Source organism: Veillonella nakazawae, from assembly GCF_013393365.1.
Lineage (GTDB): Bacteria > Bacillota > Negativicutes > Veillonellales > Veillonellaceae > Veillonella > Veillonella nakazawae.
In genome coordinates this window covers 1,093,459-1,107,478 of record NZ_AP022321.1, presented here as the reverse complement: position 1 = coordinate 1,107,478, position 14,020 = coordinate 1,093,459, and the positions used below count along the sequence as shown (strand labels likewise).

The 14,020-nt window shown below is 36.8% G+C and carries 13 protein-coding genes and 1 riboswitch; all 13 genes read left to right on the top strand.

Features of this window, described 5'->3' with window-relative positions:
* The first annotated feature begins 3 nt into the window (after nt 1-3).
* The 13 genes from rpoZ to rpe all read left to right on the top strand — a co-directional run bounded on the left by rpoZ (nt 4) and on the right by rpe (nt 14,008).
* Nucleotides 4-219: a DNA-directed RNA polymerase subunit omega gene (rpoZ, locus tag VEIT17_RS04960; RefSeq protein ID WP_060924653.1), complete on the top strand. Its 216-nt coding sequence runs from the start codon at nt 4-6 to the stop codon at nt 217-219.
* Between the two features lie 53 nt (nt 220-272).
* Entirely contained in the window at nt 273-1,466 is a 1,194-nt protein-coding gene (gene coaBC, locus VEIT17_RS04955; protein WP_178885047.1) for a bifunctional phosphopantothenoylcysteine decarboxylase/phosphopantothenate--cysteine ligase CoaBC, read from the top strand.
* Nucleotides 1,467-1,567: 101 nt separating this feature from the next.
* Nucleotides 1,568-1,668, top strand: a riboswitch (SAM riboswitch).
* A 49-nt stretch (nt 1,669-1,717) separates the two neighbouring features.
* Nucleotides 1,718-2,908, top strand: a complete 1,191-nt coding sequence (gene metK / locus VEIT17_RS04950; RefSeq protein ID WP_060924651.1) for a methionine adenosyltransferase — start codon at nt 1,718-1,720, stop codon at nt 2,906-2,908.
* Between the two features lie 62 nt (nt 2,909-2,970).
* Nucleotides 2,971-5,154 carry a replication restart helicase PriA gene (gene priA / locus VEIT17_RS04945; RefSeq protein ID WP_178885045.1) on the top strand — a complete coding sequence of 728 codons (2,184 nt, stop codon included), beginning with the start codon at nt 2,971-2,973 and terminating at the stop codon, nt 5,152-5,154.
* Between the two features lie 13 nt (nt 5,155-5,167).
* Nucleotides 5,168-5,656 (top strand): peptide deformylase, encoded by a 489-nt coding sequence (gene def / locus VEIT17_RS04940; RefSeq protein WP_105094326.1) that lies wholly within the window; start codon nt 5,168-5,170, stop codon nt 5,654-5,656.
* Complete coding sequence (gene fmt / locus VEIT17_RS04935) at nt 5,649-6,659, top strand: methionyl-tRNA formyltransferase (protein WP_129822980.1); 1,011 nt, start codon at nt 5,649-5,651, stop codon at nt 6,657-6,659. Before def ends, fmt begins: the two co-directional genes overlap by 8 nt.
* Nucleotides 6,643-7,425: a DUF116 domain-containing protein gene (locus VEIT17_RS09810; protein ID WP_178885043.1), complete on the top strand. Its 783-nt coding sequence runs from the start codon at nt 6,643-6,645 to the stop codon at nt 7,423-7,425. Before fmt ends, VEIT17_RS09810 begins: the two co-directional genes overlap by 17 nt.
* On the top strand, nt 7,418-8,773 hold the full coding sequence (gene rsmB, locus VEIT17_RS04925) for a 16S rRNA (cytosine(967)-C(5))-methyltransferase RsmB (protein WP_178886022.1): 1,356 nt from the start codon (nt 7,418-7,420) through the stop codon (nt 8,771-8,773). Before VEIT17_RS09810 ends, rsmB begins: the two co-directional genes overlap by 8 nt.
* 18 nt (nt 8,774-8,791) lie before the next feature.
* Nucleotides 8,792-9,838 carry a dual-specificity RNA methyltransferase RlmN gene (rlmN, locus tag VEIT17_RS04920; protein ID WP_178885041.1) on the top strand — a complete coding sequence of 349 codons (1,047 nt, stop codon included), beginning with the start codon at nt 8,792-8,794 and terminating at the stop codon, nt 9,836-9,838.
* Nucleotides 9,831-10,532, top strand: a complete 702-nt coding sequence (locus VEIT17_RS04915) for a Stp1/IreP family PP2C-type Ser/Thr phosphatase (RefSeq protein WP_178885039.1) — start codon at nt 9,831-9,833, stop codon at nt 10,530-10,532. The genes rlmN and VEIT17_RS04915 overlap by 8 nt, the downstream gene beginning before the upstream one ends.
* Before the next feature lie 27 nt (nt 10,533-10,559).
* Nucleotides 10,560-12,485: a Stk1 family PASTA domain-containing Ser/Thr kinase gene (pknB, locus tag VEIT17_RS04910; protein ID WP_178886020.1), complete on the top strand. Its 1,926-nt coding sequence runs from the start codon at nt 10,560-10,562 to the stop codon at nt 12,483-12,485.
* A gap of 7 nt (nt 12,486-12,492) precedes the next feature.
* Nucleotides 12,493-13,356: a ribosome small subunit-dependent GTPase A gene (rsgA, locus tag VEIT17_RS04905; RefSeq protein WP_024065692.1), complete on the top strand. Its 864-nt coding sequence runs from the start codon at nt 12,493-12,495 to the stop codon at nt 13,354-13,356.
* A gap of 1 nt (nt 13,357) precedes the next feature.
* Nucleotides 13,358-14,008 carry a ribulose-phosphate 3-epimerase gene (rpe, locus tag VEIT17_RS04900; RefSeq protein ID WP_060924644.1) on the top strand — a complete coding sequence of 217 codons (651 nt, stop codon included), beginning with the start codon at nt 13,358-13,360 and terminating at the stop codon, nt 14,006-14,008.
* Nucleotides 14,009-14,020 lie beyond the last annotated feature (12 nt).

Genomic DNA, 14,020 nt, shown 5'->3' with positions numbered 1-14,020 from the left:
AGTATGATGGTAAAACCTCCATTGAAAAAATTGGAAAATCAAGTAGATAGTAAATATACTTTGGTAACATTGGCAGCTAAACGTGCTCGTGAATTAACAGATGGCGAACCATGCTTAGCTGAATCTACACATGCAACTGACAAGCCTGTTTCCTTGGCATTCTATGAAATTGCCGAAGGTGAAGTGACTTATAAACGCACTAAAGAAGGCATTAAATAAGAACAACAATTCCTTGTATCATTGATACAAGGAATTTTTAAAAGGAGAAGAAAATGCGAGGAAAACATATCATTGTCGCTGTATCTGCAGGTATTGCTGCGTATAAGGCAATTGAAGTAGTGAGCAGGCTTCGTAAAAAGGGTGCTGAAGTAAAGGTTGTTATGACTCAAAATTCCACTCATATAGCTTCACCTCTTACATTTGGTGAAATTAGTGGACATCCTGTAGCTATTGACATGTTTGAACAAGTACATCAATGGGATGTGGAGCATATTGCATTAGCTACATGGGCAGATGCATATGTGGTTGTTCCAGCTACGGCAAATGTAATTGGTAAAATATATGCCGGTATTGCAGATGATATGCTAACAACAACAATAATGGCTACTAAGGCTCCAAAATATCTTTGTCCTGCTATGAATACAGAAATGTATAACAATCCGATTACTCAACGTAATTTGGAAGGTTTACGTTCTCATGGCTACCATATTATGGAACCTGCGGAAGGATGGCTTGCTTGTGGGGTTACCGGTGTTGGTCGTTTACCAGAGCCTGAAGCCATTGTAGATTGGCTTGAATCACAGATGTGCAAATCTAATGAACTTGAAGGTATTACAGTGCTTGTTACAGCCGGTGGTACACAAGAGAATATTGATCCTGTTCGTTATATTGGTAATCGGTCTAGTGGAAAGATGGGGTATGCTATTGCTGAGCAAGCAGCCCGGATGGGGGCTAACGTTATTTTGGTCAGTGCACCCACATCTTTAGCCGTACCTAGTGGAGTAGATTTTGTTCCTGTTGACTCTGCTTTATCTATGCAAAATGCTGTTGAATCTAAATATGACAAGGTAGATGTGGTTATCATGGCGGCAGCGGTATCTGATTTTAGAGTCTTTCACAAGGCAGAACAAAAAATAAAGAAAATGGAGTCCATGACATTAGAACTTGTTAAAAATCCAGATATTCTACAAGGTTTAGGTGCTAAAAAGAACCATCAAATTCTTGTAGGTTTTGCAGCAGAAACTGAGCATGTTATTAAATACGGTCAAGATAAGGTTGCTAGAAAAAATTTAGATATGCTCGTAGCAAACGATGTTAGTAAATCTAATGCAGGCTTTAATGTAGATACAAATGAAGGATACTTCTTATATCCTCATAAAGATCCAAAAGAAATGCCGAATATGAAAAAATCTGAATTGGCCCATAATATTATGAAAGAAGTTGTGGAATTAGTAAAAAATAAATAACACGATACATGAGAGAATCTTATGTTTGTAGTTTGTAATTGATAGAAAGATATGTAATAATGACTTGCTTTATCAATGTAAATACACTATAATATTTCTGTAACTCATCAAGAGTAGTGGAGGGATAGGCCCTGTGAAGCTACAGCAACCATTCCAAGAGGAAAAGGTGCTAATTCCTATGACAAATGTCGTTAGATGGGAGGGTCTCTCATGAGTACATGAGAGGCTTTTTTTCGTATTAGGAGGATAAAATGGCTGAAAAACATATGTTTTTTACTTCTGAATCTGTTACTGAAGGCCATCCAGATAAAATAGCTGACCAAATTTCTGACGCTGTTTTGGATGCGATTATTGAAAAGGATCCAACTGCTCGTGTAGCTTGTGAAACTTTAGTTACTACTGGTCTAGTTCATGTAGTAGGTGAAATTTCTACTAATACATATGTAGATATTCCTCGCATCGTACGTGATACAGTTCGTGAAATTGGTTATACACGTGCAAAATTTGGCTTTGACTGCGACACTTGCGGTGTACTTGTTTCTATTGATGAACAATCTGCTGATATTGCAATGGGCGTAGATGAAGCTCTTGAATCTAAAGATGGTAATGGTGAAGCACTAGATAAAATCGGTGCTGGTGACCAAGGTATGATGTTTGGTTATGCATCTAATGAAACACCTGAACTTATGCCTATGCCTATTTCTTTGGCTCATCGTTTATCTCGTCGTCTTACAGAAGTTCGTAAAGATGGCACTTTAACATATCTTCGTCCAGATGGTAAAACTCAAGTTACTGTTGAATATGTTGATGGTAAACCAAAACGTATTGATACAATTGTTATCTCTACACAACATAGCCCTGAAGTTACGCAAGAACAAATTAAAGCAGACTTGAAACGCTTTGTTATCGATGCAGCATTGCCTGCTGAATTTGTTGATGAAAATACAAAATATTTCATTAACCCAACTGGCCGTTTCGTAATCGGTGGTCCTCATGGTGATGCTGGCTTGACTGGCCGCAAAATTATCGTAGATACTTACGGCGGTATGGCTCGTCATGGTGGCGGTGCTTTCTCTGGTAAGGATCCATCTAAGGTTGACCGCTCTGCAGCATATGCAGCTCGTTATGTAGCTAAAAATGTTGTAGCAGCAGGCCTTGCTGATAAGTGTGAAGTACAAGTTGCTTACGCTATTGGTGTTGCACATCCTGTATCCGTTTTAGTTGATACTTTTGGTACAGGTCGCATTGAGGAAACTAAAATTCAAGAACTTATTAAGAAACATTTCGACCTTCGTCCAGCAGGTATTATTGAAATGCTTGATTTGTTAAAACCTCATTATCGCAAAACTGCAGCATATGGTCACTTTGGTAGAACTGATGTAGATTTACCTTGGGAGCGTACTGACAAAGCAGCAATTTTAAAAGCTGAAGCTGGCTTATAATACAAAAGGTCTTAGTAGAATTTCTACTGAGACCTTTTATAGTAAATGAAAGGATATAATGTATGCGTGTCGCAAAAGTTATCATCAATAGACCTGCTAAACAACTTCATAAACCGTTAAGCTACTTAATGCCTGAAAAGTTTGGCAATATCTTACCTGGTACACGTGTACTTATTCCTTTAGGCAATAGTCGTGAAGAGGGAATTCTGATTGGTTATGAAGAATTATTAGAACCTCCTGAATTTAAATTGCGAAATATTGTTCAAGTATTAGACAATGAACCTTGGTTTACACCTGAAATGATGGATACGGCCCGTCGTTTAAATGAATATTATTTATTCTCTTATGGCGATGCATTGCGTTTATTTACAGTTAATAAAACTCTAAAATCTTATGAGGCGCCTAAGGAAGAATGGCTTGTGGTTACACCTGCTTTCACGGTAGAACAATTTAGTGAACGAAAAAAGAAACAACGGGAATTGGCTAAATATTTACTTGAAGTGGGTGGCGCATCAAAAGCATTATTATTGGCTAAAGGTTTTTCTCGAATGGTCATTAAACAAGTGAGTGAAGCTAAGGGGATTACTATTGAATCTAGATTTAAAGCTACAAAAACCTCTTTTGATGAACTATTTACAGAAGAAGTAAATATACCATTAACTGATGCACAACAAGCTGTGTATGAACCGATACAAGTGGTGATGAATACACATCAGCATAAAACCTTTTTGTTGCATGGCGTAACAGGTAGTGGAAAAACCCAATTGTACTTAAAAGCTACGGCAAAATGTATTAGCCAAGATAAAACTGCTATTATTTTGGTTCCAGAAATTATTTTGACAGATCAGATAGTGCGTCGTTTTGTAGAAACCTTTGGTGATGAAGTTGTAGTATTTCATAGTAAGTTAACAGTTCAACAACGCAATAATAACTGGGAGCGTTTACGTCGCAAGGATAGTCATATTATCATTGGTGCACGATCAGCAGTATTTGCTCCCGCAGAGGACATTGGACTTATCGTAGTAGATGAAGAGCATGATACTTCTTATAAGCAAGAGGACATGGTTCGTTACCATGCTAGAAATGTTGCATTATGGCGTGGGGAAGCACATGGTTGTCCTGTAATACTAGGTTCTGCAACACCATCTGTAACCTCCTATTACAAAGCTAAGCAAGGGGAGTATCATTTGCTTGAATTACCACATCGTATTTTTGAACAACCAATGCCAAAAGTAACTATTGTGGACATGAAGGAAGAAATTCTTCATGGCAACTATTCTGTTTTTTCTGATGCTATGAGTAGCTTGATTCAAAAAACATTGAATGAACATAACCAAATGATTATTCTATTGAATAGACGTGGTTATAGTACCTTTGTAATGTGTCGCGATTGCGGGGAAACTATTATGTGTCCTCATTGTGATGTAGCTATGGTGTATCACCAAGCAGGTGAAGAATTACGGTGCCATTACTGTGAACATCATGAACCGATTCCTACAATCTGTCCAAAGTGTAATAGTCAACGCATTAAATTCTTTGGATCAGGTACACAAAAGGTGGAGGAAGAGTTGCGACGTCATTTCAAATCGGCTCGTATTGCCCGCCTTGATCAAGACATAACTAAAAACAAACAATTAGCAGAAGATATTTTACATGATTTTGGGACTCATAAATATGATATCTTACTGGGAACACAAATGGTGTCAAAAGGTCATGACTTTAAAGATGTAACAGCTGTCGGTATTTTAACGGCTGATTCAGTTTTAAATATTCCTGTATATTCCGCATCTGAAAGAACTTTTGATTTACTTACACAGACATCTGGCAGGGCTGGTCGTGGTGATAAACCGGGCAGTGTAGTAATACAAACATATAATCCGTTAAATTATGCTATAATAAAGAGTAAGGCTCATGATTATGTAGGCTTTTACAACGAAGAAATTCAAAATCGTAAAGCATTAGGATATCCTCCGTTTAGAGAGATGATTCACATGGTAGTGCGTCATCAAAATATGGAGACCTTAGAGGCCATAGCTAATCGTATTGTAAGCGATTTAGAGGTCCATAAAGGTGATACCGATATTCTCATTAATGGACCTTATGAAGCAAGTATCAAAAAAGTACGGGATATGTATCGTTTAGCGATTATGATTCGAGGTACTGACTTATCAAATTTAAAAGAATATATATATAATTCATGGATCTTCACACAAGAAGGACTTTTGATTGATGTAGATCCTGTTTAGCATAGGAGTATAAATGGCAGTATTAGATGTTGTGAAAGCAGGTCACCCCGTTTTAAAACAAATTGCGGAACCTGTAGAACATGTTAATAAAAAACTTAGAGCCCTTATCGATGATATGGCGGAAACAATGTATGAGACTGATGGCGTTGGGCTTGCTGCACCTCAAGTAGCGGTGTCAAAACGAATTATCGTCGTAGATGATCATGCCGGTAGTGGTCTCATTGCATTGATTAATCCTGAAATTACGCATGCTGAGGGATCTCAAGTGGGACCAGAGGGTTGTTTAAGTGTACCAGGGTATTTTGGCGATGTGGAAAGATTCGACAAAATTACTGTTAAAGGTATAGACCCTCATAATAAAAAGGTAACAATTAAAGCTGAAGGATTTTTAGCGCGTATTTTTCAACATGAGATTGATCATTTAGAAGGTCATTTGTTTATTGAAAAAGCAACTAACTTACGATTGATTACTGATCACCCAGAGGAGAAAGAAATTGTCTAATCAAAAACAATTACGCGTCGTATTTATGGGGACGCCTGATTTTTCTGTTCCTACTTTGGAAGCATTAATAAAGGCTGGTCACTCTATTGTTGGTGTATACTGTCAGCCAGATAAACAAAAAGGTCGCGGTAAACAAGTTCAAATGCCACCTGTAAAAGTGGCAGCTTTAAATCATAATTTACCTGTATTCCAACCGGTAACATTACGTGATGAACAAGTACAAGCAGAACTAGAAGCTCTAAATCCCGACGTAGTAGTGGTTATTGCATACGGTAAAATTTTACCGCCATGGCTTATTCGTTTACCACAATATGGATGTATTAACGTACATGCATCTATTTTACCTAAGTATAGAGGTGCTGCACCAATTCATTATGCCATATTAAATGGTGATACTAAGACAGGTGTTACAATTATGCATATGGATGATGGCCTTGATACAGGCGATATTATTGATATCGTGGAGACTGATATTTTGTGTGGTGAAACAACAGGGCAATTATTTGAACGTATGGCATTACTAGGGGGCAAAACAATCGTTCCAGTATTAACTCGGTGGGTTAATGGAGAAATTGTGGCGACGCCACAAGATGATACAATGGCTACACATACTGCTAAGATTACAAAGGAAATGGGTCAGATTGACTGGTCTAAGCCTGCTAATGAAATTGTAAATCTTATTAGAGGTCTTAATCCAGCTCCTGGATGTTATACGTATCTCAATGGAAAACGTTTAAAAGTATGGTCAGCAGAAGTAGTTCCAAGTGATACGACTCACGGTTTGATAGATGTCCATGGTAAACATGTACCAATTGCAATATCAGCCACAACTGTGCCTGGTACAATAGTATCTAAAATAGCCGGTTTAGGTGTATTTTGTGGTGATGGAAATATAATTCTATTAACAGAAGTCCAACCAGAAAATAAAAAACGCATTTCTGCAATTGATTTTATTAATGGACATCAGATTAAGGAAGGTATCGTTTTTGGAGACTCAATATAAGCAGTACGAAACGTATCCGTTATACCTGATATTATCATCAATTACATGTACTTTAATTACAGCAATAATCGGATTTCTAATGTATGTGTTAGAACCGGGGCTTTCACAATTACATCCTATTGCACCCATAATAAGTACAGTGATTTTTTCTGTATGCATTTGTGTTATATGGTTATTGTGTATATCCTTGATTATTGCTAGTTTTGGTATACTACGGTTACATCCTATTGTTTTAAGGATAGCTAATCGGTTTATATATGGATTATTTCCATTATCTTTATTGATTGGCAAAGTGAGAGGGGTTACTAAGGATCAATTGCGTCAGTCTATGATTGATTTGATTAATCATCTCGTGATGCTTGATATGTATACAGTTGATCCAGAACGTATATTGTTATTAACACCTCATTGTTTACAAGAAAGTTCATGTGTTCATAAGGTTACACATGATGTATACAATTGTAAGCAATGTGGTAGATGCCAAGTTGGAAGTTTATTGCAAATTGCTAAAGAGTATGGCTGTCAATTTATAGTGGTAACAGGTGGTACATTAGCGCGAATGAAGGTAAAAGAAGCACGACCAAAGGCTATTGTAGCTATTGCTTGTGAACGTGATTTAGCAAGTGGCATGGCTGATGTATTTCCCATACCTGTCATTGGTGTTTTAAATGAAAGACCTAATGGACCTTGTTGCAATACTACAGTAGATCCTCAACGTGTTCGCGCAGCAGTTGAACAATTAATTGGTAGGAAAAATGATGACTGAAGTTAAAACGAATCAACAACTAAATATTCGATTGCTCGCAGTGAAAGCTTTGAGTGATATTAATCGTAATGGTGCTTATGCCAATATCAAGTTACAAGAGTATTTACAAAAATATCATTTATCCGATTTAGATCGAAGATTTTTCACGGAGTTGGTCTATGGTGTTATCCGTAGAAAAAATTATTTAGATGCCATTATTGTTCATTTCGCGAAAAGACCATTAAAGAAATTATCGTCCATGGTTGTAGAAATCCTTAGACTTGGCATTTATCAAATTATCTATATGGATAAAGTCCCTGAAAGTGCAGCGGTCAATGAATCTGTAAAACTGGCAAAAAAGTTAACTAGAGGATTATCTGGCTTTGTAAATGCCGTATTACGTTCAGTATTACGTGAAAGTGATAGTATTTCTATTGGTGAACTTGCCAAGTCTGAGGCTGAAGAAATTTCTTTCATTTATAATCAACCTTTATGGCTTGTTGATTTATGGATGAATGAAATGGGGAAGGATAAGACTATAGATCTTTGTGCTTGGTTTAATGAACAACCTCGTTTGACAGCACGTATAAATACTGTAAAAGTATCTATTGAGGATTGTTTAAAAGAACTACGAGATTTAGGTTGGACTGTTGAACAGGACAATGATATTCCAGAAGTAGTTTATATTGATGCACATCAAGGGCATTTGGAAAAAGCAAAACCTGTTATGGAAGGTCATATTACTTTTATGGATAAAGCCTCTATGCTCATTGCTCATGTAGTTGATCCTAAGCCAGGAGAGCGCATATTAGATTGTTGTGCTGCACCAGGTGGTAAGTCTATGCATATGGCAAGTCTCATGAATAATACGGGTGCTATTATGAGTTGTGATATATACGATCATAAATTAGAGCTTATGAATCAAAATGCTGAACGACTTGGAGTATCCATAGTTTCAACTAAGCTACAAGACGGTCGTTATTTACCCGATAATTGGAAAGAACAATTCGATCGCGTCTTAGTAGATGCACCGTGTTCTGGACTTGGCATATTACAAAAAAAGTTGGATATGCGTTGGCGTAAAACACAATCTTTACTTACTGACTTACCTCCATTACAGCTTGAAATATTAGAAAAAGCTGCTGAAATGGTTAAAGTTGATGGATATTTAGTATACTCTACTTGTACTATCAATAGTGGGGAAAATGAGGATGTACTAGAAAAATTCCTAGCAACTCATAAGAACTTTATCATTGATCCTGTATCATTTGAAGGGTTGCCACAAGCTGTAGAGGGTATGATTACAACATATCCGCCACGAGATCAGATGGATGGATTCTTTATGGCTCGTGTAAAACGCATATCATAATAATAGAAATGGAGTACCATGATAGAATTATTGGGTAAGTCTTTAGAAGAGTTACAATCTATCTTTAAGACCCATAATATACAAAAGTTTCGAGCGAAACAGTTAATAGACTATATTTATCATAGATATATATTTGATTTTGAAGAGATGACGCAGTATCCTAAAGAGTTGCGTCAATGGTTAAGTGATAACTGTGTTATTTCTTTACCAACATTAATTACTGAGTCTGTATCTCCAGATGGGAAGACTCGTAAAATCCTTGTTGAAATGACAGATCAAAGCCGGGTAGAAGCCGTTTTAATGGAGCAACATTATGGATACTCTGTATGTGTTTCTTCTCAAGTTGGCTGTGCCATGGGCTGTGTGTTCTGCGCCTCTACACAAGGTGGTTTATATCGTGATTTAACAGTGTCTGAAATCATTGGACAAGTCGTTATTTTCGGAGCTCTTACAAAAGAGCAAATCCACTCTGTTGTAGTTATGGGGGCAGGGGAACCATTACAAAACTATGATAATGTGTTACAAGCTTTGCAATTGTTACACGATCCGGTAATTTGTAATATTAGTTATCGTAAGATGACTATTTCCACTTGTGGTTGGGTTCCTAATATTTATAAATTAGCTGATGAAGGTTTGCCTATAACTTTGGCTCTTTCATTACATGCTACAAATAATGAAGTGCGTCGTAGTATTATGCCAGTTGGGGCTCGTTATGAATTGACGGAAGTCTTAGATGCGGTAAAATATTATTATGATACGACTCAACGTCGTATCACCTTTGAGTATATTCTTATAGATTCAGTAAATGCATCTATGAAGGAGGCTCATGCATTGGGGAAAATCTGTAAAGATTTCCCAAATTGCCATGTTAACTTAATACCTGTTAATGGCAATGAACATATAGAATTATATAAACCATCTATTACAAATATGAATACATTTAAAGACATCGTTGCTTCCTATGGCGTATCTGTAACGGTACGAAAAGAGATGGGCGATGCTATCCAAGCCGCATGTGGGCAATTAAAAGCAGCTCATGGTCGGGAAAAGGAGAATTATGAATAATTTTGTTGGTTTAAGTAAAATTGGACTTGTGCGTCAGCGCAATGAAGATCGATTTTTTATAGACGGTCCTATTTGTGCTGTCACTGATGGCATGGGTGGATATAGTGGCGGTGAAATCGCTAGTACCTATGCTGTTGATGAAATTAAAGAGTATTTGGCCTCCATTGAATCAGTGGGGCAACAAGATTTATGTGATGCTATTATTCATGCCAATGAACGTATAGCCAATCGCGTAGCTCATGAAGAACGTCTTGCTGGTATGGGCACTACTGCTGTTGTTACGGCCGTTAATGGTGACCATTTATACTGGGCAAGTGTTGGTGATAGTCGTTTGTATGTATATAGAGATGGTCTTTTACGACAAATTACTACAGATCATTCTATGGTACAAGAATTATTAACTGCTGGAGAGATTACAAAGGATGAAATGCTAAATCACCCTCAACGAAACTTATTGACCCGTGCAGTTGGGGTTGATGATACTTTAGAGGTTGATAGTGGTGTAGAATCTATTCTTCCAGGTGATCGTATTTTACTTTGCACTGATGGACTATGTGGTTATGTATCAGATGATATTATTGCTAGTGCATTACAATCTAATAATGATGATATGAAGGTTGTAGAATCATTGATGGAAGCCGTATATGATGTCGGAGCAGGAGATAATGTGACCATTGTGGTGGGAACAATCTAATCTAGAAATGGAGAAATAATGAGTACTATGAATATAAAAGGTATACTTCTAGATAACCGCTACCGAATTGTTGATAAAATTGGCGTTGGCGGAATGGCTGACGTATACCTTGGAGAAGATACCTTATTAGGTAGACAAGTAGCAATTAAAGTATTGCATGCTAACTTTGCTAATGATGATGAGTTTGTTACGCGTTTTAAACGAGAAGCACAAGCGGCGGGCAAACTAAATCATCCTAATATTGTAAATATGTATGATGTAGGGTTTGATCAAGATTTACACTATATCATTATGGAATATGTAGATGGTGAAACATTAAAAGAGTATATAACGCGACATGGAAGACTATCCATAGACGAGGCTGTAAAATTCACTATTGCTATCGCAGAGGGGTTAGAACATGCGCATACGATGGGAATAGTGCATTGTGATATTAAACCTCATAATGTCATAATTACTCGTACGGGGCGTGTAAAAGTAACTGACTTTGGTATTGCTCGAGCTATGAATGCTACTAATACAGTTATGTACACGAATTCGATTTTAGGCTCTGCTCACTATTTATCACCTGAACAAGCCAGTGGAAAACCAGTAGATGGTAATACTGATATCTACTCTTTAGGCGTAGTTTTATATGAAATGCTTACAGGTAAAGTTCCTTTTGAAGGGGAGACTCCAATTGCAGTAGCATTAAAACATGTACGTGAAAAAGTAGCGCCTCCAACTCGATATAATCCTTCAATCCCACCGCTTTTAGAAGCTGTCGTAATGAAGGCATTATCTAAAAACCCTGAAGATCGTTTTGATTCTATTTCTGACATGATAAGTGATTTACGATTGTCTCAAGGCTTTACAATGGGTAAAACTCAACGTCATGAACCATATGATTTTGCAACCCAAATGATACCAGCTGTTGATCCTGAAGCACTTGAGGATTTCAGTGATATTCAAGAAGAGCAAAAAGATGAGGGTAAAAAGAAGAGTATGTTAAGTAAAATAGCATCTATCCCACAAAAATATATCGTCCTAGGGGCTGCCGTAATTTTTTTAGTAGCCTTCTTAGGTGCCTTCTTGAGTTATGGTAATTTCTGGAGTAACACAACTGTAGATGTACCTAATGTTGTGGGTAAACAAGTTTCTGTAGCTAAAAATATTTTAGAAGATAAACATTTGCGTGTTTCTACAAGCGAGGTTACTAATCCTGATGTACCAGCTGGTCAAGTTATTTCTCAAACACCAGGTGCAGGAGAAAAGGTTAAAGAACAACGTACAATTCACCTTGTTGTATCTAAAGGTGTTGGTGATATTACAGTACCGGATTTGTCTGGTTTAACAGTAGATCAAGCTCGACAACGACTTAAAGATGTTGGTTTAGTTGTTGGTAAAGTAACACAACAGTCTGTAGATAATAAACCTGATGGTGTTATCATAGCTCAAAGTCCATCTGGTGATTCTAAAGTTTCTAAAGGCACAACAATTGATCTCGTTGTAAATAAAGCAAAAGCTAAAAAGATTCAAATGCCAAATGTCATTGGTATGACTTTAAAAGATGCACGAGATACATTGAGTAATGCTCATCTTGGTGTTAATCAAGTCGCTGGTTCTGTAGAGGAAAAATCTATTGTAACAGAACAAAGCATAAAAGCTGGCGATGAAATTGATGAAGGTACTGTAGTAAATCTAACTACTGAATATAAAAATGACAAAAAGAAAGATGATAAAAAATCTGACAGTAGTAGTAATAAAACTACTGGTACGGTAGATATTACAGTTCCGGCAGGCTCTAAAAACCAAGAGCTAAAAATTGTCGTAAAAGATGATGACGGTTCTGCTGTTATCTACGATGATACAAATAAACCTGGTGATCGTATTGTTAAAAAAGTTTCTGGTGTAGGTAATGTTCGCATTGAGGTTTATCTCAATGGTGCATTAGTACAAGAAACAGCATTATAGGGGAATTATGATTACAGGTATTGTTGTCAAAAATATGAATGGTTACTTTTATGTACAAGACGATGCAAGTACTGTTCATGAATGTAAAGTTCGAGGTAGATTAAAGAAAGGTCGCTATAGTTTACTAGTCGGTGATCGTGTTACGATTTCTGAGGATGGATTCGTTGAGTCCATCCTCGATCGTCATAATTCCATGGTTAGACCTGCGGTAGCTAATATTGATCAAGTTGTATTGGTTGTAGCTGCTCATGAACCAGATATTAATGAGCTTTTACTAAATAAAATGCTTGTCATGATTGAACATGCAGATATCCCTATTGTATTATGTATTAACAAATGTGATTTGATGGATCCAGATACAGAAGCCATGGTAAAGCTTTATAAATCTATCGGCTATGAAGTATTGATGACATCTACATATAATATGACAGGTATTGATGAGTTACGTCATGTGTTAGAGCATAAGGTAACTGCCTTTGCAGGCCCTTCTGGTGTTGGTAAAAGTAGTCTATTAAATGCTGTTGATCCTAAGTTTGCATTCCAAACGGGTGAGGTTAGTGGCAAAATAAAGCGCGGTAAACATACGACCCGTCATGCTTCTTTATATAGTTTGGATTCAGATTCTTTTATTATGGATACACCTGGATTTAGTGCGATTGAGTTTAACGATGTTTCATTAGAACGGTTACCTACGTTATTCCCTGAATTTAGTAATTATGTTGATACATGTAAATTTAATCCTTGTTATCATGAACATGAACCTATTTGTGGCATAAAAGATGCTTTAGATGCAGGCCATATTCATCAAGGACGTTATGATGCATATATGTCTATACGTAATGACATAGAAAGTCAACGAAAGAGGTTTTAAAATGATTAAAATTGCACCATCTATGCTCTCTGCAAATTTTGCAACATTAAGCGAAGAAATAAAATCTATTGAATTAGCTGGAGCTGATTTATTGCATATTGATATTATGGATGGTCATTTTGTACCAAACCTAACATTTGGTGCACCTATCGTGAAAGCCATCCGTCCTTATACACAATTACCATTTGATGTTCACTTAATGGTTACAAATCCTGGTGACTATGTAGAAGAATTTGCAAAGATTGGTGTAGAGTATTTTACATTTCATCAAGAAACTGTGCCACATATGCATCGTTTAATCCAACATATTAAACAATGTGGCATGAAAGCAGGGGTTGCACTTAATCCAGGTACACCAGTGTCCTTGTTAGAGGATGTGGCTGCTGATCTAGACATGATTTTAATTATGTCTGTAAATCCTGGCTTTGGTGGACAATCTTTTATTCCAAATGCTATTAAAAAAGTTAAGCAAGCTAAAATGCTACTAGAGGAAGTAGATAATACAACTGCAGTTATTGAAGTAGATGGTGGCATTAATGATATTACATGTGTCCCAATTAAAAGAGCAGGTGCTACTGTTTTAGTAGCAGGATCTGCTGTATTTGGCGCTGATGATCGAGCACATATGATTGAATCTATTCGCAATAATTAAGATTTCTATTGT